This is a genomic window from Micromonospora sp. NPDC047738, from assembly GCF_040642675.1.
In the GTDB taxonomy this organism is placed as follows: domain Bacteria; phylum Actinomycetota; class Actinomycetes; order Mycobacteriales; family Micromonosporaceae; genus Micromonospora.
The window spans coordinates 284,934-309,740 of record NZ_JBEYSO010000002.1 but is presented as its reverse complement, the minus strand read 5'-3'; the positions used below and the strand labels follow the sequence as shown (position 1 = coordinate 309,740).

Sequence of the window (24,807 nt, the reverse complement as noted above, 5' to 3'; positions counted from 1 at the left end):
CCCCGGGATCGGCGTGTCCACTGGAATCGACACAACCAGAGTTGAGTCTATTCCGCTCAACTCCGACGGTGTGAACTGGCTCACTCGGAGCGTCGCCACCGCCAGTCGAACTCCCCGGCCGCCGGCGGCGGCCCGGGCAGTGGCGGCTCGGCCACGGCGAGACCGGCCAGCAGCAGCGCCAGGTGCCGGCGACGCAGCTCCCGGGTCCGCTCCGGATCGGGTACGCGGATCGCGGCGCACCCCTCCAGCAGCAACCCGACGTCCTGCACCACCACATCCGCGCGGAGCCGGCCGGCCGCCCTGGCCCGCTCGACCAACTCCGCGGTGAGCTCACCGGAGCGCACCGCGTCCCGCCCCATCTCCTCGGTCGGCGTGAAGGTGCCGGCGAGATGCACGGTCAGCGAGTGCACGTCGGCATCGACGACACGCTCCAGGAACCCGGCGAAGGCCCGCCAGCCGTCCGGGTCGGCGGCGGACTCCTCCGCCACGGCGATGTACCGCCGCAGGCCGTCGTGGCAGAGCTTGCGGAGCAGGTCCTCCTTGCCGGCGTAGCGCCGGTAGAGAGCGCTGATACCGACGCCGGCCCGCTCGGCCACCGTGGCGATGGGCGCCTTCGGGTCAGCCAGGAAGACGGCGCGGGCGGCTTCCAGGATCACCGCGTCGTTCCGGGCGGCCTGGGCGCGGCGGCCGGGGAACTGGGGGGCGTCGGTCGGGTTCGACATGGCTCCAGACTAGCAGTGGAACGGATCGTTCCGCTCTGCTACTGTGAATCGGAACGAAACATTCCGTTCTGAAGGAGCAGCGCATGTCCAGCACCGCCATCCGTCCGTTCCGCGTCGAGATCCCGCAGTCCGCGCTCGACGACCTGGCCGCCCGGCTGCGCCGCACCATCTGGCCCGGAGAGTTGCCCGGCGCCGGCTCCGCGTACGGGATGCCGACCGGTCGGGTCCGCGAGCTGGCGACGTACTGGCTGGAGAAGTTCGACTGGCGGGCGGTCGAGGCGCGGCTCAACGCGTACCCGCAGTTCGTCACCGAGATCGACGGCGAGGACATCCACTTCCTGCACATCCGGTCTTCCCGGCCGGACGCCACCCCGCTGGTGCTCACCCACGGCTGGCCCGGCTCGGTGGTCGAATACCTGGACGTGATCGCCCCGCTGACCGAGCCGGCCGACCCGGGCTCGCCGGCGTTCCACCTGGTCATCCCGTCGCTGCCCGGCTTCGGCTTCTCCGGGCCGACCCGCAGCGCCGGCTGGAACCGCTACCGCACCGCCCGCGCCTGGGCGGAGCTGATGGCCCGCCTCGGCTACGACCGCTACGGAGCGGTCGGCAACGACGGTGGCTCCTTGGTGTCGCCCGAGGTCGGCCGGATCGACCCCGAGCACGTGCTCGGCGTACACGTCACCCAGCTCTTCTCGTTCCCGTCCGGCGACCCGGCCGAGTTCGCCGGACTCTCCGCGGCCGACCAGGCCGCCCTCAAGCACCTGCAGTGGTTCTACGAGAACAAGTTCTCCTTCAACCAGGTCCACAGCCAGCAGCCGCAGACCCTGGCGTTCGCGCTGGCCGACTCACCGGTCGGGCTGCTCGCCTGGAACGCACAACTCTTCGACGAGAGCCTGGACGCCGACTTCATCCTGGCCAACGTGGCGATCTACTGGTTCACCGGCACGGCCGCCTCGTCCATGCGGTTCTACTGGGAGGACGCGCACACCGCCGAGCACCCGACCGGGCCGACGACCACGCCCACGGCGCTGGCCATGTTCCCCGGCGACTTCCAGTCGATCCGCCGCTTCGCCGAGCGGGACCACGGCAACATCGTGCGGTGGACGGCATACCAGACCGAGGTCGAGGGGCGCGGCGACGTCGGCGGGCACTACGCGGCCCACGAGGCGACCGACGTGCTGGTCGGCGATATCCGGGAATTCTTCGCCTCGCTTCGCTGAGCATCGGCCGCTCACGCGCCCGGTCGGGAATCCGGTCCCGACCGGGCAACCCACCGCGGTCAGCGGGGCAGGCGGGCCGTACAGGGAGTCTCGTGGTCGGCGCGCAGGATGCATCGGCGGCCGTCGTCGAGACGGAGGTCGCAGAACACGCGATGGCGTACCCCCTGGTTGTCCTCGGTGGAGACGGTGGTCTCGCCGGAGTCGACGTGGGTAAGGAAGGCCAGCGAGCGGGCGGCGGTCCGGCCGAGCATCTTCGCCCGAGCCAGGTCGGGTGCCCGGACCGGCAGGTGGATGACGTAGCGGCTGGTCACGGGCGCCGGGCCAAGTCACGCATGGTGGGGGCCTGGCGGGACTGCCACTCGCGGAGCGCGTCCTTGATCCGGGCCGTTTCCGCCCGACTGTGGACCACCTCGGCCTGTGCCGCGGCAAGATCGCCGGCGACGCGGTCGAGGAACGCGGCAACCTCGACCGGGTCCAGGCCGCGCCGCCGGGTGGCGAAGGTGCGGCTCCGCACCTGCCACGGCCGCAGCGGCAGGTACGACGCCGAGCGGTAGGCGCTGGCCGGCGACTGACTGATCGGGCCGACGTTCCGGCGCTTCGACAGGGGTCGCAGGAGGTTACGCACGATGCTGATCCCTTCTCGACATCCGCGAGGTCGGGACGGAGCACGGGGATGCCCGTCCCGACCAGATGAGCGCCCCAGTGCCATCCGGAAGCGTTCACAGGGGAACCTACAATCGGTAGCGGTTGTAGGTCAACGACCAACCCGCGATTGCTTGAGGTTGGACGTTGCTGCGTGATCGAATGGGCATGCCATCCGGGGAGTGTGTATGCCCAAGCAGCAGTACCAGGTGCTCGCAGACGAGCTGAAAAGCAAGATCGATTCGGGAGAGTGGCCGCCCGGCACCAAGCTGCCGAGCCGGTCACAACTGTGCAAGGAATACGGCGTGTCGGACACCGTGGTCGGCAAGGCGATGATGATCCTGCGCGCGACCGGTCTGACCGAGACCCTCGAAGGGGTCGGCGTCTTCGTCGCCGAGCCGAAGTAGGCCAGGCCGGCACAAGCGATTCAGCTCCAAAGGAGGCCACCACCGAAGGTGCCGGTCGCCGGAGCGCCGCCCGGGACGAGCGCGGGCCCCAAAGGCCGAGCGGTCAGTCGCCGACCAGGACCACCCTGATCCAGCGGCGGGCGCCCACCGGCCCGACGGACAGGACCGTCTCGTCCGGGGCGCGGGCCGCGAGCGTGCCGTCGGCGAGCAGCGACAGGTAGTGCTCGGGGCCGACCGGCCAGCTGACCCGCTCGTACCGGCCGTCGACCACCACCCCCACGCCGTCCGGCCCGGTCACCGCCACCCGCCCGGCGCCGGCGGGGGCCACCGAGTGGATCCGGTCCGGGCGGCCGTCGGCTCGCACCAACTGCCAGTTGCCCCGGTAGCGCCAGAGCGCCGGGAAGCCCGTCCGGTCCGGTCGCTCCCCGACCAGCCAGGCCTCGCCGTCGGGCGAGCGCATCACCCGCACCACGCCGACCTCGCCGTCGAGCGCCGGCACCTCCGTCCGCTGCCAGTGCCGTCCCTGGTCCGCGGAGACCGCGGCGTACGGCCTCCCGTCGCTCGCGCCGGCCGCCACCAGCAGATCCTCGACCTCGCGCACGGTGTTCACGGCCGGCAGTCCCGGCTGGGCGGCCAACGGCCGCAGCCGGTGGCCGTCCCAGCGGGCCACCCGGCCGTCCTGCTCGGCGACCTGGAACTGGCCGTTGGCACCCGACAGCACCGGCGGCGGCGCGTTTCCCGGGTGGTGGGTATAGGTGACGCCGCCGTCGGTCGAGGCGTACCAGCCGAACGGCTCGGCGGCGAGCACCAGCAGGCCCTTCGGGGCGTAGAGCTGCTGGTTGTCGGCGACCGGCCGGGGATGCGGCAGCGCCCGCCAGGACCGCCCACCGTCCCCGGTGGCGAAGAGCAGCGCCGGGCAGTCCCGGCCGGGGGGCCGGCCGTCGCAGGTGGCGAAGAGGGCGTACGCCTGGTCGGCGTCGACGAACTCGACGAACGGCGGGTCGTACCGGTCGGGGACGGCGACCTGCACGCGGCGTACCTCATCGACGTCGGCGACCGGCGGCGCGGTCACCGACGGTCGGGGTGACGCGGAGGCCCGGTCCGGCGGTGGCCGGCGGACGTCGCCGATCGAGCAGGCTGTCAGCACGGGCAGCAGCAGGAGGACGACCAGGCGGCGGGATCTTGCCGAATCCATCCGAGCTCCAACCGGGTAACCTCGCCTGCGTGCGAGTACGTGTCGAACAGACTGCCTTACCGGGGATCGGCGTACGTCACGACCTGGTGACGGAATCGGGCCGCCGGGTCGGCGTGGTGTCCCACCGCAACGGCCGACGGGATCTCGTCCTCTACGACCCGGACGATCCCGACTCCTGTCAGGCCGACATCCCGCTGACGGACGACGAGGCGGAGGCGCTCGCCGACATCCTCGGCGCGTCGCTGATGCTCGGCCAGCTCTCCGGGCTGCGTGAGCAGGCCGCAGGGCTGCTCACCGAGCAGATCGCCATCCCGGCCGGCTCGAAGTACGTCAACAAGCGGCTGGGCGACACCAAGGCGCGTACCCGCACCAGCGCCTCCATCGTGGCGGTGCTACGGGACGGCGAGGTCATCGTCTCGCCGGACCCGACCTTCCGCTTCGCGGCCGGTGACGTCGTGGTCGTGGTGGGCACCCGCCAGGGCCTCGACGGGGTGAGCGCAATCCTTGCCGACACCGACCCGGACGGCTGACGCGGATGCACGAAACCACCATTCTGCTCATCGAGGTCGGCGCGCTGCTGCTGCTGCTCGGCCTGCTCGGCCGGCTCAGTCGCCGGGTCGGCCTCTCGCCCATCCCCCTCTACCTGCTCGCCGGGCTCGCCTTCGGCCACGGCGGCCTGCTGCCGCTCAACGCCAGCGAGGAGTTCTTCGCCGTCGGCGCGGAGATCGGCGTCATCCTGCTGCTGGTCATGCTCGGCCTGGAATACAGCGCCAACGAGCTGGTGGGCAACCTCCGCTCGGCGGCCCCGGCCGGCCTGATCGACGCGGTGCTCAACGCGCTGCCCGGCTTCGCCTTCGCGCTGCTGCTCGGCTGGGGCTGGATCGCCGCCGTGGTGCTCGCCGGCGTCACCTGGGTCTCGTCGTCCGGGGTGATCGCCAAGGTCCTCGGCGACCTCGGCCGGGTCGGTAACCGGGAAACCCCGGTGATCCTCTCCGTGCTGGTGATCGAGGACCTGGCAATGGCCCTCTACCTGCCGCTGCTCACCGCGCTGCTCGCCGGGGTCGGCCTGGTCAAGGGCGGTGTGGCGCTCGCCGTCGCGGTGCTCACCGTGGTCGTCGTGCTGGCCGTCGCCATCCGGTACGGCCACCTGATCTCCGCGGCGCTCTCCGCGAAGGACCCCGAGGCGCTGCTGCTCGGGGTGCTCGGCCTGACCCTGCTGGTCGCCGGCGTCGCGGCCAAGCTGCAGGTGTCCGCGGCGGTCGGGGCGTTCCTGGTCGGCATCGCGCTCTCCGGCCCGGTGGCGCACCACGCGACGGAGTTGCTCTCCCCGCTGCGGGACCTCTTCGCCGCGGTCTTCTTCGTGTTCTTCGGGCTGGTCACCAACCCGCTGGACATGCCCCCGGTGCTGCTGCCGGCGCTGGGGCTAGCCGTGGTCACCATGGGAACGAAGCTGCTCACCGGCTATCTGGCGGCCCGGCGGGCCGGGATCGCCGAGCCCGGTCGCTGGCGGGCCGGCTTCGCGCTCACCCCACGCGGCGAGTTCTCCATCGTCATCGCCGGGCTCGCCGTCGCCGCCGCGCAACCGGTCGAACCGAAGCTGGCGGCGCTCGCCACCGCGTACGTGCTGATCACCGTGGTGACCGGGCCGATGCTGGCCCGCCTGCCCGACCTGCCCTGGTTCAAGCGCTGGCTGCGCCAGCGCACCGCCGCCCGGCAGCCCGTCCCGGTGGGGGCGGCCGACTGACCCTGGTCGGGCCGGGTCGACCGTACGGTGGACCCGGCCCGGCCAACGGTCGCCGAATTGGTTCCGGGAAGGTCTACCGCAGGTACGCGCAACCGCGTTACCGTGTCGCCCCAGCAGCCAGCGTCCGCGGGTGGCCGGTGCCCCCGCCAGCGGAAACGGAAGGTTGGCCGGTGAGCGTGCAGGAGTCAACGTTCCGCGGCTTCGCCAACCCCGTCGACCCCTCGCCGGCGGAGCTGCGGGCCTGGGCCTACCAGCCGGACTCCGTCCCGCTGGCCTCCATGCCTCCGGACTGGGACCTGCTGGTCGCCGGTGACCACCTGGTGCACACGCTCTTCCAACTGGCCATGGACACGGCCTGCCCAGCCCGCCGGTTCGCCCTGCACTGCCTCTACATCTACGCCGCCGACGGCATCCGCACGAACTTCCGGGCCCACCCGAAGCGCCGCTTCCGCAAACTGGTCGAGCAGGCCGAGCGGACCGGGGACGAGCTGATGCGCAACTGGGCGCACAACAGCCGGGTGCTGCTCGCCCGGCCGGACCTCTTCGCCTACCCCGACTGGTGCGAGGGCGGCCTGGTGCGGGAGAACCGTCGCCTCTAGTCCCCTTTACCCCGGCGCGGCATCACCGCGTCCCGGCCCGCACGTCTATTGACGGCGAACGGGCCGGGACCCCCCGTGGGTCCCGGCCCGCACGTCGCCGGATCGTCAGCTCGTCGATCCGCCCTGCTTCTTGCGCCGCTCGTCGAGCCTGGCCCGGTCGATGCCGTGGTCCAGCTGGTCGGCGAAGCGACCTTCTTTGATCTTGTCGGTGAAGCGGCTCTCGGTTATCCGATCGAACCGCTCGCGGATGTTCACGGCCATCTTCTCCAGCCGGTCCTCCGCCTCCTGCGCCACCTTCTTCGCCGATTCCGTCATGGCTCCCCCTGCCAGTTCGGAGTCCGGATTGAGTTGGTTGGGCCTGATTCACAGGTTAGCGGAGAGAGTGGCTGTCGGACGTGGAACAGCCACTCATCCCGTGGAGCTGCGCGGAATGAGTGGCTACTGGCGGCGGAGGGCGGGATCAGCGGTCGCCGGTGCGGCGTGGCCGCCAGACGACCAGCGCCGTCGAGGTGCGGTTGGTGGGCACGAGGTCGCCACGGGACAACCGGCCCAGCGACTCCAGCTCGGCGATCCGCCGGTACGCGGCGTCCAGCTCCGCCTCCAGCCGGGCCACCCGCTGCTGGGCCTCCTCCAGCAGCCGTTCCAGGCCGATGATCCGCTTGACCCCGGCCAGGTTGATGCCGTCGTCCTGGCTGAGTCGCTGCACCTCGCGGAGCAGCACCACGTCCCGGACGCTGTACCGGCGGCCACCGCCCGACGCCCGGCCGGCCTGCACGAGGCCGAGCCGGTCGTACTGGCGCAGGGTCTGCGGGTGCATCCCCGCCATCCGGGCCGCCACCGAGATCATCAAGACCTTGGCCTCGTAGGCAGGGTCACCCGAGCCGACGAACTCCTCCGACATCCCCGCTCACCTCCGCTGCCTTCACCGGTCAACTGAACCGACGCACCCGGGCGTCGAGATGTTCCCGCGCGGCGGGCGGGGTCTGTTCCGCGAACGCCTCAAGCGCCGCCCGCGCCTCGTCCGACACCTTCGCCGGGACCACCACGTCGAGGGTGACCAGCAGGTCACCGGCGCGGCCGTCCTTGCGTACCACGCCCTTGCCCCGGGCCCGCAGCACCCGGCCGCTCGGAGTACCCGCCGGCACCCGCAGGGTCACCGTCCCGTCCAGGGTCGGTACGCGCAGGTCGGTGCCGAGCACCGCCTCGGCGAACGTGATCGGCACGGTCAGGGTCAGATCGTCCCCGGAGCGCCCGAACATCTCGTCCGGGCGGACCTTCACGTGGACGAACAGGTCGCCCGCCGGGCCGCCCCGCTCGCCCGGTTCGCCCCGGCCGGCCAGCCGGATCCGCTGGCCGTCGGCCACCCCGGCCGGAAAGCGCACGTTCAGCGTGCGGGTCTTGGTGACCCCGCCGGTGCCGTGGCACTCCGGGCACTTCTCCTCGACGATCGTGCCGACGCCCTGGCAGTTGCGGCACGGTTCGGAGAAGCTGAACGACCCCTGGTTGCGGGTGGTCACCCCGGCGCCCTGGCAGACCGGGCAGGCCACCGGCTGGGTGCCCGGCTTGGCGCCATTGCCGTGGCAGGTGTCGCAGACCCCGGGGGCGCGCAGCGTCAGCGGCAGAGTGACGCCGCGTACCGCGTCCTCGAAGTCGAGCGCCACCTCGGCCTCGACGTCCCGGCCGCGTGCCGGGCCGCGAGCGCGGGCCGGACCGGCGCCGCCGCCCGAGAAGATCGAGCTGAACAGGTCGGTGAACCCACCGCCACCGAACCGGGTGTCGGTGCCGCCGGCCGCGCCGCCGAACAGGTCGGAGACGTCGAACGGCATGCCGCCCGGCTGGCCACCGGTACGGGCGCTGCGGCGAAACGCGCCCGAGCCGAACAGCGACCGCATCTCGTCGTACTCGCGGCGCTTCTTCTCCTCGCCGAGCACGGCGTACGCCTCGGAGACGGCCTTGAACCGTTCCTCGGCCTTCGGGTCGCCGGGGTTGTGGTCCGGGTGCGACTCCCGGGCCAGCTTCCGGTACGACTTCTTGATCTCGTCTGAGGAGGCGGACTTCTCCACGCCCAGCACGGCGTAGTAGTCCTTCTCGATCCAGTCCTTGGAACTCACCCGTCCACCCCCTTCCACGGGACGTACCCCGGTCGTCCCGCCCGCCCGGTGCGGGCGGGCGGGACGTCACGGGTCGGCACTACTCGGGGTCGGCGACCGCGACCAGGGCCGGCCGCAGCAGCCGTTCGCCGAGCTGGTAACCCCGGCGCATGACCTGCACGCAGGTCGGTTCGGTCACGTCGGCGGAGGTCTGGTGGGCCACCGCCTCGTGCCGGGTCGGATCGAACGGGTCGCCCTGCTCGCCGAACGCGGTCAGGCCGAACTTGCCCAGCGCCGTGGTGAGCTGCTCGGCCACCGAGCCGAACCCGCCCACCAGGTCGCCGTGCTCGCGGGCCCGGTCCAGGTCGTCGAGGATCGGCAGCAGCGCGGTCAGCACCGAGCCGGTCGCCTGCTCCTGGACCAGGGCGCGGTCCCGGTCGACCCGCTTGCGGTAGTTGGCGTACTCGGCCGACACCCGCTGCACATCCCGGGTCCGCTCGTCCAGCTCGGCCCGGAGCGCCTCCAGCTCGGCACCGAGCGGCCCGCCCGGCTTGACGACCTCCTCGACCTCCTCGGTCGGCTCGGCCGGCGCGTCGACGACCGGCGGACCGGAGACCGGCGCCTCGGTCTCGATCTCGTCGACCACGACCTCGGTCTCCTCGACCAGCCCCTCGGCGGGCGCGTCGGCCGCGGCGTCCGCGGCTGCGGCGTCCGCCGCGGGCTGCTCGGTGGTCTTGCCGATTCTGCGCTTGTCTCGGATGACGATCCGCGGCTCGTCGCCGGCGCCCGGCCCGGCGCTCGCCGAGCCACCCGGCGCCGACCCGGTGGAGCCCGGGTCGGCCGCTCGTGGCTTCTCCGTCATGCGGTTACCTCATCCTTCTGCCGTGCGTTCGTGTCCGGGACGGAAGGTCACTTCTTGTCCTCGTCCACGATCTCCGCGTCGACCACGTCGTCGGCGCCGCCGGCCTTCGCGCCACCCGTCGCACCGGTCGCACCGGCGCCCGGCCCGGCCGCGCCCGGCGCACCCTGCTCGCCCTGCTGCTGCGAGTAGAGCAGCGAGCCGGCCTGCTGGGAGACCTGGGCCAGCCGCTCGTGGGCCGCCTTGATCTTGTCGATGTCCTGGCCGCCGAGCGCGCTGCGCAGCTCGCCGAGCGCCTCGTTGAGCTGGTCCCGGTTCTCGCTGGGCAGCTTGTCGCCGCTCTCGGCGAGGAACTTCTCGGTCTGCCACTGGAGCGCCTCGGCCACGTTGCGGGTCTCCGCCTCGTCGCGGCGCCGCTTGTCCTCCTCGGCGTGCTCCTCGGCGTCCCGGCGCATCCGCTCGATGTCGTCCTTCGGCAGCGAGGAGCCGCCGGTGATCGTCATCTTCTGTTCCTTGCCGGTGCCCAGGTCCTTGGCGTGCACGTTAACGATGCCGTTGGCGTCGATGTCGAAGGTGACCTCGATCTGCGGCACGCCGCGCGGCGCCGGCGGGAGGCCGGTCAGCTCGAAGGTGCCGAGCTTCTTGTTGTAGGCCGCGATGTCCCGCTCGCCCTGGAACACCTGGATCAGCACCGACGGCTGGTTGTCGTCCGCCGTGGTGAAGACCTCGGAGCGCTTGGTCGGGATGGTGGTGTTGCGCTCGATCAGCTTGGTGAAGATGCCGCCCTTGGTCTCGATGCCCAGGCTTAGCGGGGTCACGTCGAGCAGCAGGACGTCCTTCACCTCACCCTTGAGCACACCGGCCTGCAGGGCGGCGCCGACGGCGACGACCTCGTCCGGGTTCACGCCCTTGTTGGGCTCCTTGCCGGTGAGCTGCTTGACCAGGTCGGTCACGGCCGGCATCCGGGTCGAGCCGCCGACCAGGATGACGTGCTCGACGTCCGAGACCTTGATCCCGGCGTCCTTCACGGCCTGCTCGAACGGGCCCTTGCAGCGGTCCAGCAGATCCTGCGTCATCCGCTGGAACTCGGCGCGGCTCAGGGTCACGTCGAGGTGCAGCGGGCCGGCGGAACCGGCCGTGATGTACGGCAGGTTGATGTTGGTGGTGGTGGCCGCGGACAGCTCGATCTTGGCCTTCTCGGCCGCCTCCCTGAGCCGCTGCATCGCCATCTTGTCCTGGGACAGGTCGATGCCGTGCTCGCCACGGAAGGTCTTCACCAGGTGGTCGATGATCCGCTGGTCCCAGTCGTCACCACCGAGGTGGTTGTCACCGCTGGTGGACTTGACCTCGATGACACCCTCGGCCAGCTCGAGCAGCGAGACGTCGAAGGTGCCGCCACCCAGGTCGAAGACCAGAACGGTCTGCTCCTTGGAACCCTTGTCGAGGCCGTACGCCAGGGCGGCCGCGGTCGGCTCGTTGACGATCCGCAGCACGTTGAAGCCGGCGATCTCACCGGCCTCCTTGGTGGCCTGGCGCTGCCCGTCGTTGAAGTAGGCGGGGACGGTGATCACCGCGTCGGTGATCTGCTCGCCCAGGTACGCCTCGGCGTCCCGCTTGAGCTTCATCAGCGTGCGGGCCGAGATCTCCTGCGGGGTGTACTTCTTGCCGTCGATGTCGACGGTCCAGTTGGTGCCGATCTCCCGCTTGACCGAGCGGATGGTCCGGTCGGGGTTGGTCACCGCCTGGCGCTTGGCGACCTCACCGACGAGCACCTCCCCGTTGCGGGCGAACGCGACGATCGAGGGGGTCGTCCGCGAGCCCTCAGCGTTGGCGATGACGGTGGGCTCACCGCCCTCGAGAACGCTGACGCAGGAGTTCGTCGTGCCGAGGTCGATGCCGACCGCACGTGCCATGTTCGCTTCCTCGCTTCGTAACGGTGAGCAGGTCAGGAGCCTCGCCCCCGAGCTGCCCGGCGGGTCGCCCGCAGCGACCGCACCACAAGTTGAGTGGACCGGACTCAATAGTGCCACGCAGCCGACAATCCGCAAGTCGAGGTTGAGTCGACCCGACGCAACCTGACCGTTATTACCGTCCGGTTGTCTTCCCTTGCATCGGTCGGGCACGCTTTAGCGGTGACGACGCATGGCGATTCCGCCACCCATTCCGGCACGCCCGCCGTCGCAGCCCGCTCCGGACCCGACGCCGGGGAGGACCCGCCCGCCACCGGCGCCGAGGGCCTGCCCGCCGCGCTCGCCGGCCTGCGGGCCGCGATCGGGGCGGCGCGGTTCCCGCTCACCCTGCCCGCGGCGGAGCCCGCCCGGCGCGCCGCCGCCAGCCTCACCGACCAGCTCGACGACTATCTGCTCCCTCGGCTCGCCCGGCTCGACGCCCCGCTGCTCGTGGTGGTCGGCGGCTCGACCGGCGCCGGCAAGTCGACCCTGGTCAACAGCCTCGTCCAGGCGCGGGTGAGCGCCGCCGGGGTGCTCCGCCCCACCACCCGGTCGCCGGTGCTGGTCTGCAACCCGGCCGACGCCGCGTGGTTCCGCCGGGGCGACCTGCTGCCGGGCCTGACCCGGACCAACGAGCCGAGCGAGCACCCGGGCACGCTGCACCTGATCACCGCGCCCGCGCTGCCGGCCGGGCTGGCCTTCCTCGACGCGCCCGACATCGACTCGGTGGTCGACGCCAACCGGGCGCTCGCCGGGCAGCTCCTGGCCGCCGCCGACCTCTGGCTCTTCGTCACCACCGCCGCCCGGTACGCCGACGCCGTCCCCTGGGAGCTGCTGCGCGGCGCCCGGGCCCGCGGCACGGTGATCGCCATGGTCCTGGACCGGGTGCCGCCGGAGGCGGCCGACGAGATCGCCGCCCACCTGTCGGAGATGCTCGCCGCCCAGGACCTCGGCGCCGCGCCGCTCTTCGTACTGCCGGAGACCTGGGTCGACGGGCAGGGGCTGCTCCCCGACAAGGTCACCGCCCCGCTGAGCACCTGGTTCGCCCGGCTCGCGGCGGACGCCGAGGCCCGCTCCGCCGTCGTCCGGCAGACCCTGGACGGCGCGCTCGCCGCCCTGCACCCCGCCGTGGAGGGGCTGGCTGACGCCGCCGATGAGCAGGTGGCCGCCGCCGACGCGCTGGACGAGCGGGTGCGGGCGGCCTACCGGGGGGCGGAGCGGACCGTCGCGGAGGGGCTCAAGGACGGCCGGCTGCTCCGCGGCGAGGTGCTGGCCCGCTGGCAGGAGTTCGTCGGCACGGGCGAGTTCTTCCGCACCCTGGAAGCCCGGATCAGCCGGCTGCGCGACCGGGTGGTGGGCAGGTTCACCGGGCGTCCGGCCCCCGCCGCCGAGTTGCGGACGGCCATCGAGTCTCAGCTCGTGACGCTGCTGCGCGGGGTGGCCGCCGAGGCGGCGGAGCACGCGTACACCGGGTGGAAGGCGCACCCGGCCGGTGCGGCGCTGCTCGAACCGGAGCTGGCCCACGCCTCGGCCGACCTGCCCGCGCGCGCCGAGCGACTCGTCCGCGACTGGCAGCGCGGGGTGCTGGAGCTGGTCCGGGCCGAGGGCGGGGACCGCCGCTTCGTGGCCCGCACGGCCGCGTACGCGGTCAACGCCACCGGGCTGGCGGTCATGATCGGGGTGTTCGCCTCCACCGCCTTCATCCCGACCGGGCTGGAGGTCGCCACCGGCGCCGGCACCGCGGTCGCCGGGCAGGCGGTCCTGCAGGCGATCTTCGGGGACCAGGCGGTCCGGAACCTGGCGACCAAGGCCCGGGCGGACCTGCTCGACCGGATCGGCACGCTGCTGGCGGAGGAGGCGGCCCGGTTCCTCGCCCGCACCGAGGCGGCCCGCCCGGGCGTCGAGGCCGGCGCCGACCTGCGCCGGGCGGCCAACGAGGTGGAGAAGGCCCGGCACCGCAGCGGACTGACCCGTGCGGACGGGCCGGTGCTGCCCGCCGTCGACCAGGGTGGCCACCGGTGAGCACGCCGACCACAGGCCGGGCCGGGGCCCGGGCGGGACGCCGCTCGGCCGGGTGGGCCGGAGACGAAGGTGGGCCGAGGTGAGCAACATCGTCGGTCGGATGCGCGAGGCGTTCCGCGGCGACCAGCGGGTCGACCCGGACGTCCTGGTCACGCGCCTGCAGGCGGTCCAGCGCTTCCTCGATGCGGTGGGCGGCCAGGTGCCCGACTCCCAACTCGTCACCGCGCACACCGTGGTCGAACGGGCCGGCACCCGGCTCGCGCTGTCCGGGCACCACACCGTGGTCGCCCTGGCCGGGGCGACCGGCAGCGGCAAGTCGAGCCTGTTCAACGCCCTCGCCCGGCTGGACCTCTCGCCGGTCGGCGTCCGCCGGCCGACCACCGGGGTCGCGCACGCCTGCGTCTGGGGGCCGCTGAACGGCGCGGCCCGGCTGCTCGACTGGATCGGGGTGCTGCCCCGGCACCGGTTCGTCCGGGAGAGCGCCCTCGACGGCGACGACGAGTCGGCCCTGCACGGCCTGGTCCTGCTGGACCTGCCCGACTTCGACTCGGTGCAGCGCGCCCACCGGCTGGAGGTGGACCGGCTGCTCGGCCTGGTCGACCTGGTCGTCTGGGTGGTCGACCCGCAGAAGTACGCGGACCGCGTGATCCACACCAGCTACCTGCGCGAGTTCCATCGGCACAAGGACGTGACGGTGGTGGTGCTCAACCAGGCTGACCGGCTGCCCTCGGCCGAGCTGCCCCGGGTCCTCGGTGACCTGCGCCGGCTGCTCGACGCCGACGGGCTGACCGGGGTGCCGCTGCTGCCCACCGTGGCGGTGGACCCGGCCAGCCTGGACGGGCTCCGCGCCGAGCTGGAGAAGACGGTCGCCGAACGGCAGGCCGCCCTACGCCGGCTGACCGGCGACGTGGACGCGGTGGTGGCCGGGCTGGCGGAACTGGTGGGGCCGGAGCCGCCACGCACCGGCCCCGACGACCGCGCGACGAAGGAACTCACCGCGGCGCTGGCCGGGGCGGCCGGGGTGCCGACGGTGGCCGAGGCGGTCGAGGCGGCGTACCGGCACCGGGCCGGCGGAACGACCGGCTGGCCGCTGGTCCGCGGCTGGCGGAGGCTCCGGCCGGACCCGCTGCGCCGGCTGCACCTGCCCGGCGGGGACGCCGCCGCGCCGGCGGAGAGCCTGGTCGCGGCGACCTCCGTACCCGATGCCACCGCCGCGCAGCGTTCGGCGCTCAACCTGGCCGTCCGCGCGGTGGCCGACCGTGCCGCCGCGGGCCTGCCGGCACCCTGGCCGGCCGCGATGACCGCCGCGGCCCGGTCCCGGCTGGCCGACCTGCCGGACGCGCTGGACCACGCGGTCGCCGCCACCGACCTGGGGATGGCCCGACGACCGACCTGGTGGCGGGTGGTGGGCGGCCTCCAGTGGCTGGTCACCCTCGCCGCGCTGGCCGGGCTGGGCTGGCTGGCGCTGGGTTACGCGCTGCGCGCGCTGGGCCTGCCAGCGCTGGAGCAGCCGAGGCTCGGCGAGGTGCCCTGGCCGACCGTGCTGCTTCTCGGCGGCCTGCTCGCCGGGCTGCTGCTGGCGGCGCTGAGCCGGCCGGTGATCAGGTGGGCTGCCGGGCGCGCCCGGCAGCGGGCCGAGGGGCGGCTGCTGACCTCGGTGGGCCGCGTCGGCGAGAAGTACGTGCTGGACCCGGTCTGGGCGGTGCTGGGCCACTACGCCGAGGCCCGGCAGGCGCTGCAGGACGCCACCCGCCGCTGAGCCCGCGCGCTGGACCGTGTCCGGACCGGCCGACCGGCGTAGGGTCGGTGCATGGCCACGCCACAGACCCCCTACGAGGCGGTGCTGCACGCCGCTCGCGACGTGACGAGGCTCGACTCCGCCCTCGACGCCGAGATGCTCGGCGCCGCGCTGCTAGGCAGCGTCTACGCGGTGGCGGAGTCCGACCGGGAGAACGCCGTCCGCGAGTTCGTGGCCGGCTTCCTGGCCGCCACGTCCCGCCGCCGCAGCGCCGCCGCCACCACGATCCGCGCAGTCTTCGCCGCACTGGTACCGGACGCCGAGGGCGCCACCCGGGTACGCCCCGGCGCGTACGCCCCGAACTGGGCCGGACAGCTCGGGCGGGTGCACCTCACCGGCGCCTGGGCGTACGGGGACGTGTACGGCGACCAGACCTCCTACCTGGCCACGTTCGCCTACGACGACGCCGAGGGCGGCCCGGAGCATGCCCTGGTGGCCCTGGTCGACCACAACATCGGCATCACCAAGGACGTCTTCGTCGGCGGTCCCGCCGGGCGGATCGTCGAGCAGGCCCGCCAGATCTGCACCGAGGACGAGCTGACCTGGTTCCGTACCGAGGACCCGGCCCGGATGCACGCGGAGGTGCGCCGACACCTCGCGGTCACCGACGACCTCGGGGAGCTGCCCGCCCAGGGCTCCCTGGCCACCGACCGGGCGCTGGTCGGCGCGCGGTTGGCCGCCCTGCCGGGCCCGGCCCGGGGCGGCGTCGGGGACGCCCCGCCGCCCACCGACGCGGAACGGACCCGGTTGGTGCGGGCCTTCCTCGCCGCGCCGGAAGCCGCCCGGTTCGGCCTGGACACGGTGGCCGACGCGGAGCTGGCCTCGCTGCACTTCTGCCTGGGCCTGCTGCTCGACCATGCGGCCAGCTTCCCGGACGCCGACCCGATGCGTTGGAGCCCGACCGTGGCCGAGCTGTTCCTGCTGGACTGGGTGCACCGCCGGGCCGTGCTGGACATGGACGACGCGGCGATGCTGCCCCGGGTGCTGCGCGGCTGGGCGGCGTACGCGGCCCGCCAGCGGGGCCTGCCGGCGGCGGCGGTCCGACGGACGGACGAGGCGATCGAGGAGATGGTCCCGGAGTTCGCCCGGCTCTACACCACCGGGGAGCGGCGCAGCCCCGCCACCGCCGCGGTCGCCCAGCTCATGGCGGACGGCGTCGACCCCGACGATCCGGCCGCCCTGGACGCGTGGATCGAGGCCAATCGGCACCGCCTCACCGACGACCCGGCCTGAGGCGGCCGGCGGGGCACCCCGCCCGCGATCGCGCAGATTCCCAGAAGGAGTGGCCTTCCGCGCTGGAGGCCACTCCTTCCGTGAATCAGGGTGCTCCGGTACGCAGCCGGTGGGTGGCCGGCACGGTGGCGCTCGGGCCCGGTTCGGCGGTGGGGCGGAGGGTCGGCCCGGGCGTCTCCTCGGGCGGCGCGCTGGTCGGCGGCGGCGAGTTGTCCGGTGACGTGGTCGCGCTGGGCTGCGCGCTCGGGGTGGTGGAGGGATCGGTCGCCGGCTCGGAGAGGGTGCTGGTCGGCTCGGCCGTGGGGCTCGGCGTCGGGTCCGGCGTGGCCGGGTCGGAGGCCGACGGCGAGGGTGACGGGACCGGCGACGGGCGCGGCGGGATGGTCGGCCTGGGGCGGCTGGGCACCTTCGCGGGTGCGGTCGGCCGGGGCCGCCGGCGCGAGCCCAGGTCGGCGTCGTCGGGCAGGGCGGGGGCGGCGGCGAGGGCCGGCAGGCTGGCGGCGTCGGCCACGGGCGTCCGGGTGGGGACGACCGGGGGCTGGGTGCCCTGGATGACCACCGGGCCGACCGAGGGGGTCGGGATGAACGGGGTGCTGCTGTCCGGGAGGGCGCTGTTGCCCACGGTCGCCGACCCGGCGCTGATCGCGGCCAGGATCGGCATGGACGCGGTGCCGGCGAGCAACGCGACGGTGAAGAGATAGCCCCGGCTCGGGGAGTTCAGGCCGGGCGCGCGGTGCGCCCCGACCACCCGTCGGTACGCGGCCCGGGGCGACGCGCGGTGGTGGCCGAGGAGCGGGGCACCGGGACCCTCTGCTGGCTGGGACACCGCACACTCCTCGTACGTCGACACGACGGCACGCTCATCCAAGCTGGACAAAGGCCATCAAACGCCTCGTCATGGAACACCAGTCAGCTTGAACCAGCGACGCTCAGTTCACCAGCCGTCACCGCGTGTCGACACACCCGGTGTCCGTCGACTCATGAGAACTTGCGCGACAAAAAACCCATGCGTCGCGAACCAGACCGAACTTCACCGGCGGGGGAGGCCATACTGTGGGCCCGCTCACGACCTCTGCAATCATTCAGGCACGACGGCAACGCAGCCGCCACCTCCGCATACCTCGCGGCGGTGCGGAACGGCGCCGGCGCTCCCGGGTCGGGTTCCCCCACGGACCCGGCTCACGCCGCGCGGCAACCCTCACCGGGGCTAGGCGCGGCCGCCAGGAACCAGCCCGGCTCGAGCCGGGCGGCGCACGATGTGCGCGGCACGGGTCACCCCCGGCGCCGGCGCAGACCAGACAGGGAGAGACGGATGGCAAAGGGCGACCCCGGGGTCACCAGCCGCGGCCGGCGGGCCGCACCCCGTTCCAAGCGTGCCGCCGTAGCAGGCGAGCCGGAACTCGTACAGCTGCTCACGCCTGAGGGCGAGCGGATCGAGAGCGCACTCGGCCCGGACGGGACCGAGTACCGCGTCGACTTCACCGACGAGGAGTACCGCGGGCTGTACCGCGACCTCGTGCTGGTCCGCAAGCTCGACGCGGAGGCCACGGCGCTGCAGCGCCAGGGCGAGCTGGGCCTGTGGGCCAGCCTGCTGGGCCAGGAGGCGGCGCAGGTCGGCTCCGGCCGCGCGCTGCGTACCCAGGACATGGCCTTCCCCACCTACCGGGAGCACGGCGTCCTCTACTGCCGGGGCATCGACCCGATCATGCCGCTCGGCCTGTTCCGCGGCGTCGACCAGGGCGGCTGGGACCCGAACGAGTTCAAGTTCAACATGTACACGATCGTCATCGGGGCGCAGACCCTGCACGCGACCGGGTACGCCATGGGTGTCGCCATGGACGGCAAGACCGGCAGCGACGACGGCGAGGCGGTGATCGCGTACTTCGGTGACGGCGCCACCAGCCAGGGCGACGTCAACGAGGCGTTCGTCTGGGCCAGCGTCTTCAACGCCCCGCTGGTCTTCTTCTGCCAGAACAACCAGTACGCCATCTCCGAGCCGCTGGAGCGGCAGACCCGCGTCCCGCTCTACCAGCGGGCGGGCGGCTTCGGCTTCCCCGGCGTCCGGGTGGACGGCAACGACGTGCTCGCGTCGTACGCGGTGACCCGGCACGCGCTGGACAACGCGCGGCACGGCCAGGGCCCGAGCCTGATCGAGGCGTACACCTACCGGATGGGGGCACACACCACCTCCGACGACCCGACCCGCTACCGGATCGCCAGCGAGGTCGAGGCCTGGCGGGCCAAGGACCCGATCGCCCGGATGAAGGCGTTCCTGACCAAGCAGCGGATCGCCGACGAGTCGTTCTTCGCCGAGGTCGACGAGCAGGCCCGCGCCGAGTCGGTGCACCTGCGCGAGCGGGTGCTCGCCATGCCGAACCCGGAGCCGGTGACCATGTTCGACCACGTCTACCCCACCGGGTCCCCGGAGCTCGACGAGCAGCGGGCCCAGTTCACCAAGTACCTGGAGTCGTTCGAGGGGAGCGCGCACTGATGGCCACGGAGACGCTCACCCTCGGCAAGGCCCTCAACGCCGGCCTGCGCAAGGCCCTGGAGCACGACCCGAAGGTCGTGATCATGGGCGAGGACGTCGGCAAGCTCGGCGGCGTGTTCCGGATCACCGACGGCCTGCAGAAGGACTTCGGCGACCAGCGGGTGATCGACACCCCGCTCGCCGAGTCCGGCATCATCGGCACCGCGGTCGGCCTGGCCATCCGCGGCTTCCGGCCGGTCTGCGAGATCCAGTTCGACGGCTTCGTCTACCCGGCGTACGACCAGATCGTGGCGCAGGTGGCGAAGATGCACTACCGCTCGCAGGGCAAGGTCCGGATCCCCATGGTCATCCGGATCCCGTACGGCGGCGGCATCGGCGCGGTCGAGCACCACTCGGAGTCGCCCGAGGCGTACTTCGCGCACACCGCCGGCCTGAAGGTGGTGACCTGCGCGAGCCCCCAGGACGGCTACTCGATGATCCAGCAGGCGATCGCCTCGGACGACCCGATCGTGTTCCTGGAGCCGAAGCGACGCTACTGGGAGAAGGGCCAGGTCGACGTGGACGCCCCGCTGGCCGAGGCGTACCCGCTGCACGCCGCCCGGGTCGCCCGGCCGGGCACCGACGCCACCGTGCTGGCGTACGGCCCGATGGTCCGCACCGCCCTCGACGCGGCCACCGCCGCCGCCGAGGACGGCCGGGAGTTGGAGGTCATCGACCTGCGCTCACTCTCCCCGCTGGACCTGACCTCCGCGTACGAGTCGGTGAAGCGCACCGGGCGGTGCGTGGTCGTCCACGAGGCCCCAGGCAACCTGGGCCTCGGTGCCGAGATCGCGGCCCGGATCACCGAGGAGTGCTTCTACTCCCTGGAGTCCCCGGTGCTGCGGGTCACCGGCTTCGACACCCCCTACCCGGCCGCCCGGGTGGAGGAGGAGTACCTGCCCGACCTCGACCGGGTGCTCGACGCCGTCGACCGCACCTTCGGCTGGTGAGCGCGATGTCCCGGATCAAGGAGTTCAACCTCCCCGACCTGGGCGAGGGCCTGACCGAGGGCGAGATCCTCGCCTGGCTGGTCAAGGTGGGCGACGTGATCGAGCTGAACCAGCCGATCGTCGAGGTGGAGACCGCCAAGGCGGCGGTCGAGATCCCGGCGAAGTGGGCCGGCCAGGTGCAGGCGATCTTCCACCCGGAGGGGGCCACCGTCGAAGTCGGCACCCCGATCATCGCGATCGACACCGACCCGGGCGCCGGGCCGATCGAGGAGTCCACGACCGGTGGCCTGCCCACCCCGTCGGCGGCCTCGCTGGCCGCCGTCGAGATCGCGCCCGAGGAGGGCATGGTCGAACCGGGCCTCATCGGCGGCGCGGCACCGGGCGGGCGGACCGCCGTGCTGGTCGGCTACGGCCCGCGGAACGCGCCGGCCAAGCGCCGGCCGCGCAAGGGCGCCGTCCCGGCCCAGGCCGCTGCGGCCCCGACCCAGGCCGCCCCGGTTCCGGCTCCGGTGTCGCCCGCGCCGGTGGTGAACGGCACCGGCCGGGCCGGTGGGCCGGTGCTGGCCAAGCCGCCGGTCCGCAAGCTCGCCAAGGACCTCGGCGTCGACCTGGCCGCGCTGGCCGGCTCGGGCCCGCTGGGCTCGATCACCCGGGAGGACGTCCAGCGGGCCGCGTCGGCCCCGGCGGCGGCCGAGCCGCTGACGGTCGCGGCCCCGGTGGCCGCGAGCTTCGGCGCCGACCGCGAGCAGCGCATCCCGGTCAAGGGGGTACGCAAGCTCACCGCGGAGAACATGTCCCGGTCGGCGTTCACCGCGCCGCACGTCACCGAGTTCCTGACGGTCGACGTGACCCGGGCGATGAAGGCCCTGGACCGGCTCCGCGAGCGGCGCGAGTGGCGGGACGTCCGCGTCTCGCCGCTGCTGCTGGTCGCCAAGGCGGTGCTGCTGGCGGTCAAGCGCCACCCGATGGTCAACTCGACCTGGGCCGGCGACGAGATCGTGGTGAAGGACTACGTCAACCTGGGCATCGCGGCGGCCACCGAGCGCGGCCTGATCGTGCCGAACATCAAGGACGCCGGCCGGCTCTCGCTGCGCGAGCTGGCGGATGCCCTGACCGCGCTGGTGCAGACGGCGAAGGCCGGCCGCACCTCCCCGGCCGACATGTCCGGCGGCACGCTGACCATCACCAACGTCGGCGTCTTCGGCGTCGACACCGGTACGCCGATCCTGCCCCCGGGCGAGTCGGCCATCCTCGCCTTCGGCGCCGTACGGGAGCTGCCGTGGGTGCACAAGGGCAAGGTCAAGCCGCGCCTGGTCACCACGCTGGGCCTCTCCTTCGACCACCGGATCATCGACGGCGAGTTGGGCTCGAAGTTCCTCCGCGACATCGGGGACTTCCTGGCCGATCCGGAGGCGGCGCTGCTCGCCTGGACCTGACGGTCCACGACACCAGGCAACGGCCGGTGTGCCACGGGTGAACGCCCGGCACACCGGCCGTTGCCGTTGGGGGATGAAATCATCGGCGACGGAAGGGCGGCAGCCTACGATCCTTCGGCACGTGGCTCAGCTCACCTAATAATCGATGGAAGTTGGCCGCGTTACGTGCTTCAATAAGAGACATCAAGGGGCTGACAACCGAATAGCCAGGAGGAGAGACCCAGATGAGCATGATCGAGCGAATCCGCACCCGCCGCGACGCCAACCGCCGCGCCCGCGCCATCGAGCAGGCGCTGCGCTCCGCCAACTCCCCGGCGGTCCGCGAGGAGCTTCTCGCCATCGCCCAGCGTCACATGAGCTGACGCCCCCCAACTTTCCTCACCTCCTCCAGTTCGAAGACCCGCCCGGTCACCCCGGGCGGGTCTTCGGCGTTTCACGTCGATTGACACCGGGATTCCACCTCGCCGCACCGCCCGGTACGGTGGGGCTCGGTCGCCACCCGCCCGCCGCTGGACCGATCGCACTGACAGAAGCCGATCGACAACATCCGGTCACGGTAAGTGGCGACCGGGGCTCCCCCAGGCGCCTCCCGGCGGCCACCCGATACGGTGCGGGGAGCCCGCACGGCCGGTTACCCGCCGGCAACGCCGGCAACCGGCCGACGGTCCCGATCGGTATCGGTGGCCGACATGTGATGGAGGAGGCGTACCCATGACGTCCGAGGCCCCGAACCGCCCTGGCCAGGAGCCGGGCGAGGCGTCGTCGGGCGCCGGCGGACCGGCACCGTACGGCGACCGCCCGGCGCAGCAGGGCAACGGGTACGGCGGCGCTCCCGACCTGGGCTGGGCACCGCCGCCGCCGGCCGGGCGGCCCGCCCCGTCGGCCCCCGCCTGGGGCGCACCGGACGACCAGCCCGCCGCCTGGGCGCCACCGGGTGGCCAGGCCGCCGGCCGGGCCACCGCGCAGGTGCCGCCGCCCGCCGAGGGTTGGGGTGGCCCCGCGCAGCCGGGCTGGGGAGCCCAGGAGCAGGGCACGCCCGCCTGGACCGCCGCCCCGCAGGCTGCCTCCCAGGAGCAGGGCGCGCCCGCCTGGGCCGCCGGCCCGTCGAGTGCTTCCGCCGAGCCCGGCCCACCCGCCTGGGGGGCCGCGCCGGGCGGGCCCGCCTGGGCCGCCGCGGCTCCGCCGGCCGGTTCGCCCGGCGAGCAGCCGGCCTGGGCGCAGTCCGGTGAGGCGGGCGCCCGCGGCGCCGCCTCGGTCCCCGCGCCGGCCACGGCCCCGCACGAGGCGTGGGCCACCGGCCAGCAGGGCGACGACCCGGCGCGCTCGGACGGCTGGCCCGCCGCGGCCGGCCCGCAGGACGACCGCTCCGGCGGCTGGGCCGTCGGGACCGGCGCCCAGCAGCAGGACGACGCGAACCACTCGGGCGGCTGGGGTGCCGCTCCGCAGGAGGACCAGCCGGCCTGGGGCCAGCCGGGCGAGCACGGCACCCCCGCCTGGTCGCCCGCCGAGCCGTCCGCCCGCGCCGCCGCCAAGGTCTCCGTACCGGGTGTGCCGGCCGAGAACGCCTGGCCCGGCCAGGACGACCCGGCCCGCTCGGGCGGCTGGGACACCGGAGCGGCCGCCCCGCACGACGACAACCCGGACCGGTCCGGCGGCTGGGCCGCCGGCCGTGCCGCCGAGGCCGGCCAGCAGCCCGGTTGGGCCTCTGCCGCCGTCCCGCCGCCTGGCGACCGGCCCGAGTCCGGGGCCTGGCCGTCGGCGGAGTCGCCAGCCCGGGCCAGCGCCTCGGTCCCGTCCCCCGACTCGCCGGCCTGGGGCGACAACCAGGACGGCCCCGCATCGTGGACGCCCGACCGGCCGGCCATTCCGGACGCCGACCCGTGGGCGCCCGGCGAGGCGTGGGGCCGGGCCGCCGAGGCCCAGCCCGAGGAGTCGCCGAGCTACCAGCCGGCCCCAGGTCCGGGCATCTCCCCGGCCAACGCCGTGCCCCTCCCGCCGCAGGAGCAGCGGGTGCCGGGCGCCGCGCTGGCCGCGGCGCCGCCCGCCGACTACGTGCCGCCCGCGCAGTTCGCCCCGGCGGACCGGGACCCGTACGAGGCGGAGCAGTCGGGCGGCTGGGGTGGGCCGGAGTCGGCGCACGACGAGCACCAGTCGCCGGCCGGACCGGTGGTGCCGGGTCCGCGTACCTCACCGGAGGCAGGCGGTCACGTCTCCGCCAGCGCCTCGGTGCCGGTGACCAGCCGGGTGACGCCCCCGGCCGACCAGGCCCTGCACGCGGCCGGCGTGCCGGCCCCGCAGCCCCGGGTGTACGGCCGGCCCACCCGCCCGGAGCCGGAGGAGGCCCCCGGAGCGGACGGCTTCCCGGAGCCGGGCCCGCGCTTCGACGAGCACTCGCGGACGGACGAGCCGGACCGTCCGCACGGCTTCGCCGCGGCGCCCCCGGTGCCGTCCGCCCCGCCATCCTCGCCCGCTGCCCCGCCGCCGTTCCCGCCCGGCGTGCCGTCCTTCGCCAACCCGTCCGGCAGCACCCGCCCGGTGAACGGGGTGCACCCGCAGAGCGACGGGCACGCTGGCGGCCAGCACGACCCGTACGGCGCTCCCGGTGGTCACGCCGACCCGTACGGCGCTCCCGGTGGTCACCCCGACCCGTACGGCGCTCCCGGCGGTCACCCCGACCCGTACGGCGCTCCCGGCGGTCACCCCGACCCGTTCGGCGGCACCGGCCCGAGTGACCCGTACGGCGGGCCCGGCGGTCCGCACGACCCGTTCGGCGGGTCCCCCGCCGGCCCGGGTGACCCGTACGGCGCGCCGGGGGGCGGTCGCGCGGCGGTTGCCGCACCCGGGCAGGGACCGATGGGTGAACCGGGCCCGGGCGGGTTCCCTCCCCCGTTCCCGCCGCCGCCCCAGCAGGCGCCGCCGGCCTGGCAGCAGGGCCCGGCCAACGGACCGGAGCAGGGCCGCTTCGACGCGTTCAAGCCGGAGGCCGAGCCGAAGACCGAGGCGCCCACGCCGAAGGTTCGCAACGGCCGGGTGCTGGCGGTCGTGCTGATCGTGGCGGTGCTGATCCTCGCCGTCCCGCTCGGCCTGCTCACCCTGCTCGGCAAGATCGGCGGGGACGACAAGCCGGCTCCGTTCAACCCGGCCGTGGGCGCCTGCATCAAGCAGTCCGGCACGGGCGCGGCGGATGCCGACTGCGCCGAGCCGGGCGCGTTCAAGGTCGTCTCGAAGGTCGACAGCAAGGACAAGTGCGCCGACCCAACGCAGCCAAGCGTGGAGCTCCAAGGCGTCGAGGGAAACCGGGTGCTCTGCCTCAAGCCGGCCGGCAAGTAGCAGCTCTCCGACGGCGGGGTCACGGTGGTCCGTGGCCCCGCCGTCGTCCGTCCCGGATGTGATCCACCCCGCCGGGGGTGC

General features: G+C 73.7%; 23 protein-coding genes. 13 read left to right on the top strand and 10 right to left on the bottom strand.

The window, feature by feature from the left end; all coding sequences use genetic code 11:
• Positions 1-80: 80 nt before the first annotated feature.
• Positions 81-722: a helix-turn-helix domain-containing protein gene (locus tag ABZ783_RS04780; RefSeq protein ID WP_357434545.1), complete on the bottom strand. Its 642-nt coding sequence runs from the start codon at positions 720-722 to the stop codon at positions 81-83.
• A gap of 83 nt (positions 723-805) precedes the next feature.
• Between ABZ783_RS04780 and ABZ783_RS04775 the strand changes: the two genes are divergently transcribed.
• On the top strand, positions 806-1,942 hold the full coding sequence (locus tag ABZ783_RS04775; protein WP_357434544.1) for an epoxide hydrolase: 1,137 nt from the start codon (positions 806-808) through the stop codon (positions 1,940-1,942).
• A 59-nt stretch (positions 1,943-2,001) separates the two neighbouring features.
• On the opposite strand, the gene ABZ783_RS04770 is transcribed toward ABZ783_RS04775, so the two are convergent.
• Both ABZ783_RS04770 and ABZ783_RS04765 read right to left on the bottom strand, forming a co-directional pair.
• The gene (locus tag ABZ783_RS04770; RefSeq protein WP_357434543.1) at positions 2,002-2,253 is read right to left on the bottom strand and encodes a hypothetical protein; all 252 of its coding nucleotides are present in this window, start codon (positions 2,251-2,253) and stop codon (positions 2,002-2,004) included.
• On the bottom strand, positions 2,250-2,555 hold the full coding sequence (locus ABZ783_RS04765; protein WP_357434774.1) for a DivIVA domain-containing protein: 306 nt from the start codon (positions 2,553-2,555) through the stop codon (positions 2,250-2,252). The genes ABZ783_RS04770 and ABZ783_RS04765 overlap by 4 nt, the downstream gene beginning before the upstream one ends.
• Before the next feature lie 217 nt (positions 2,556-2,772).
• Between ABZ783_RS04765 and ABZ783_RS04760 the strand changes: the two genes are divergently transcribed.
• The gene (locus ABZ783_RS04760) at positions 2,773-2,991 is read left to right on the top strand and encodes a winged helix-turn-helix domain-containing protein (protein ID WP_357110118.1); all 219 of its coding nucleotides are present in this window, start codon (positions 2,773-2,775) and stop codon (positions 2,989-2,991) included.
• A 103-nt stretch (positions 2,992-3,094) separates the two neighbouring features.
• On the opposite strand, the gene ABZ783_RS04755 is transcribed toward ABZ783_RS04760, so the two are convergent.
• Positions 3,095-4,186: a hypothetical protein gene (locus tag ABZ783_RS04755; protein WP_357434542.1), complete on the bottom strand. Its 1,092-nt coding sequence runs from the start codon at positions 4,184-4,186 to the stop codon at positions 3,095-3,097.
• Between the two features lie 29 nt (positions 4,187-4,215).
• Here ABZ783_RS04755 and ABZ783_RS04750 point away from each other — a divergent pair, with 29 nt between their 5' ends.
• The 3 genes from ABZ783_RS04750 (at position 4,216) to ABZ783_RS04740 (ending at position 6,529) form a co-directional block, all read left to right on the top strand.
• Positions 4,216-4,716 carry a cation:proton antiporter regulatory subunit gene (locus ABZ783_RS04750; RefSeq protein ID WP_073835053.1) on the top strand — a complete coding sequence of 167 codons (501 nt, stop codon included), beginning with the start codon at positions 4,216-4,218 and terminating at the stop codon, positions 4,714-4,716.
• A 5-nt stretch (positions 4,717-4,721) separates the two neighbouring features.
• Positions 4,722-5,930, top strand: coding sequence for a cation:proton antiporter (locus ABZ783_RS04745; RefSeq protein WP_357434541.1), 1,209 nt, complete (start codon positions 4,722-4,724; stop codon positions 5,928-5,930).
• A 170-nt stretch (positions 5,931-6,100) separates the two neighbouring features.
• Positions 6,101-6,529 (top strand): hypothetical protein, encoded by a 429-nt coding sequence (locus ABZ783_RS04740; RefSeq protein WP_357434540.1) that lies wholly within the window; start codon positions 6,101-6,103, stop codon positions 6,527-6,529.
• 105 nt (positions 6,530-6,634) lie between these two features.
• On the opposite strand, the gene ABZ783_RS04735 is transcribed toward ABZ783_RS04740, so the two are convergent.
• The 5 genes from ABZ783_RS04735 to dnaK all read right to left on the bottom strand — a co-directional run bounded on the left by ABZ783_RS04735 (position 6,635) and on the right by dnaK (position 11,391).
• Positions 6,635-6,844, bottom strand: a complete 210-nt coding sequence (locus ABZ783_RS04735) for a hypothetical protein (protein WP_357434539.1) — start codon at positions 6,842-6,844, stop codon at positions 6,635-6,637.
• 145 nt (positions 6,845-6,989) lie between these two features.
• Entirely contained in the window at positions 6,990-7,430 is a 441-nt protein-coding gene (locus ABZ783_RS04730) for a MerR family transcriptional regulator (RefSeq protein ID WP_073835059.1), read from the bottom strand.
• Between the two features lie 28 nt (positions 7,431-7,458).
• Positions 7,459-8,640, bottom strand: coding sequence for a molecular chaperone DnaJ (dnaJ, locus tag ABZ783_RS04725; protein WP_357434538.1), 1,182 nt, complete (start codon positions 8,638-8,640; stop codon positions 7,459-7,461).
• Between the two features lie 79 nt (positions 8,641-8,719).
• Positions 8,720-9,481 (bottom strand): nucleotide exchange factor GrpE, encoded by a 762-nt coding sequence (gene grpE / locus ABZ783_RS04720; protein WP_357434537.1) that lies wholly within the window; start codon positions 9,479-9,481, stop codon positions 8,720-8,722.
• A 47-nt stretch (positions 9,482-9,528) separates the two neighbouring features.
• Positions 9,529-11,391 carry a molecular chaperone DnaK gene (gene dnaK / locus ABZ783_RS04715; protein ID WP_357434536.1) on the bottom strand — a complete coding sequence of 621 codons (1,863 nt, stop codon included), beginning with the start codon at positions 11,389-11,391 and terminating at the stop codon, positions 9,529-9,531.
• Between the two features lie 219 nt (positions 11,392-11,610).
• Between dnaK and ABZ783_RS04710 the strand changes: the two genes are divergently transcribed.
• The 3 genes from ABZ783_RS04710 (at position 11,611) to ABZ783_RS04700 (ending at position 16,480) form a co-directional block, all read left to right on the top strand.
• Positions 11,611-13,449, top strand: coding sequence for a GTPase domain-containing protein (locus ABZ783_RS04710; RefSeq protein ID WP_357434535.1), 1,839 nt, complete (start codon positions 11,611-11,613; stop codon positions 13,447-13,449).
• 100 nt (positions 13,450-13,549) lie between these two features.
• Positions 13,550-15,208 carry a GTPase gene (locus ABZ783_RS04705; RefSeq protein ID WP_357434773.1) on the top strand — a complete coding sequence of 553 codons (1,659 nt, stop codon included), beginning with the start codon at positions 13,550-13,552 and terminating at the stop codon, positions 15,206-15,208.
• Between the two features lie 51 nt (positions 15,209-15,259).
• Positions 15,260-16,480: a hypothetical protein gene (locus tag ABZ783_RS04700; RefSeq protein WP_357434534.1), complete on the top strand. Its 1,221-nt coding sequence runs from the start codon at positions 15,260-15,262 to the stop codon at positions 16,478-16,480.
• An 85-nt stretch (positions 16,481-16,565) separates the two neighbouring features.
• Here ABZ783_RS04700 and ABZ783_RS04695 read toward each other — a convergent pair whose 3' ends face one another.
• A complete protein-coding gene (locus ABZ783_RS04695) occupies positions 16,566-17,306 on the bottom strand; it encodes a hypothetical protein (protein WP_357434533.1) in 741 nt (246 codons plus the stop codon).
• Positions 17,307-17,792: 486 nt separating this feature from the next.
• Between ABZ783_RS04695 and pdhA the strand changes: the two genes are divergently transcribed.
• The 5 genes from pdhA to ABZ783_RS04670 all read left to right on the top strand — a co-directional run bounded on the left by pdhA (position 17,793) and on the right by ABZ783_RS04670 (position 24,726).
• Positions 17,793-18,971, top strand: a complete 1,179-nt coding sequence (pdhA, locus tag ABZ783_RS04690; protein ID WP_357434532.1) for a pyruvate dehydrogenase (acetyl-transferring) E1 component subunit alpha — start codon at positions 17,793-17,795, stop codon at positions 18,969-18,971.
• Entirely contained in the window at positions 18,971-19,960 is a 990-nt protein-coding gene (locus ABZ783_RS04685) for an alpha-ketoacid dehydrogenase subunit beta (RefSeq protein ID WP_357434531.1), read from the top strand. The genes pdhA and ABZ783_RS04685 overlap by 1 nt, the downstream gene beginning before the upstream one ends.
• A gap of 5 nt (positions 19,961-19,965) precedes the next feature.
• Positions 19,966-21,396, top strand: a complete 1,431-nt coding sequence (locus ABZ783_RS04680) for a dihydrolipoamide acetyltransferase family protein (RefSeq protein WP_357434772.1) — start codon at positions 19,966-19,968, stop codon at positions 21,394-21,396.
• A gap of 224 nt (positions 21,397-21,620) precedes the next feature.
• Positions 21,621-21,758 (top strand): hypothetical protein, encoded by a 138-nt coding sequence (locus ABZ783_RS04675; RefSeq protein ID WP_187413317.1) that lies wholly within the window; start codon positions 21,621-21,623, stop codon positions 21,756-21,758.
• 349 nt (positions 21,759-22,107) lie between these two features.
• Positions 22,108-24,726, top strand: coding sequence for a hypothetical protein (locus ABZ783_RS04670; protein ID WP_357434530.1), 2,619 nt, complete (start codon positions 22,108-22,110; stop codon positions 24,724-24,726).
• Positions 24,727-24,807: the final 81 nt, after the last annotated feature.

What these genes read in the sequence shown, in the direction of transcription:
- ABZ783_RS04755 (WP_357434542.1), bottom strand. Translation starts at nt 4,186, where the DNA reads ATGGATTCGGCAAGATCCCGCCGCCTGGTCGTCCTCCTGCTGCTGCCC.
- grpE (WP_357434537.1), bottom strand. Translation starts at nt 9,481, where the DNA reads ATGACGGAGAAGCCACGAGCGGCCGACCCGGGCTCCACCGGGTCGGCG.
- ABZ783_RS04760 (WP_357110118.1), top strand. Translation starts at nt 2,773, where the DNA reads ATGCCCAAGCAGCAGTACCAGGTGCTCGCAGACGAGCTGAAAAGCAAG.
- ABZ783_RS04745 (WP_357434541.1), top strand. Translation starts at nt 4,722, where the DNA reads ATGCACGAAACCACCATTCTGCTCATCGAGGTCGGCGCGCTGCTGCTG.
- ABZ783_RS04730 (WP_073835059.1), bottom strand. Translation starts at nt 7,430, where the DNA reads ATGTCGGAGGAGTTCGTCGGCTCGGGTGACCCTGCCTACGAGGCCAAG.
- ABZ783_RS04670 (WP_357434530.1), top strand. Translation starts at nt 22,108, where the DNA reads ATGACGTCCGAGGCCCCGAACCGCCCTGGCCAGGAGCCGGGCGAGGCG.
- ABZ783_RS04735 (WP_357434539.1), bottom strand. Translation starts at nt 6,844, where the DNA reads ATGACGGAATCGGCGAAGAAGGTGGCGCAGGAGGCGGAGGACCGGCTG.
- ABZ783_RS04780 (WP_357434545.1), bottom strand. Translation starts at nt 722, where the DNA reads ATGTCGAACCCGACCGACGCCCCCCAGTTCCCCGGCCGCCGCGCCCAG.
- dnaK (WP_357434536.1), bottom strand. Translation starts at nt 11,391, where the DNA reads ATGGCACGTGCGGTCGGCATCGACCTCGGCACGACGAACTCCTGCGTC.
- ABZ783_RS04775 (WP_357434544.1), top strand. Translation starts at nt 806, where the DNA reads ATGTCCAGCACCGCCATCCGTCCGTTCCGCGTCGAGATCCCGCAGTCC.
- ABZ783_RS04705 (WP_357434773.1), top strand. Translation starts at nt 13,550, where the DNA reads ATGCGCGAGGCGTTCCGCGGCGACCAGCGGGTCGACCCGGACGTCCTG.
- ABZ783_RS04680 (WP_357434772.1), top strand. Translation starts at nt 19,966, where the DNA reads ATGTCCCGGATCAAGGAGTTCAACCTCCCCGACCTGGGCGAGGGCCTG.
- ABZ783_RS04675 (WP_187413317.1), top strand. Translation starts at nt 21,621, where the DNA reads ATGAGCATGATCGAGCGAATCCGCACCCGCCGCGACGCCAACCGCCGC.
- ABZ783_RS04700 (WP_357434534.1), top strand. Translation starts at nt 15,260, where the DNA reads ATGGCCACGCCACAGACCCCCTACGAGGCGGTGCTGCACGCCGCTCGC.
- ABZ783_RS04685 (WP_357434531.1), top strand. Translation starts at nt 18,971, where the DNA reads ATGGCCACGGAGACGCTCACCCTCGGCAAGGCCCTCAACGCCGGCCTG.
- pdhA (WP_357434532.1), top strand. Translation starts at nt 17,793, where the DNA reads ATGGCAAAGGGCGACCCCGGGGTCACCAGCCGCGGCCGGCGGGCCGCA.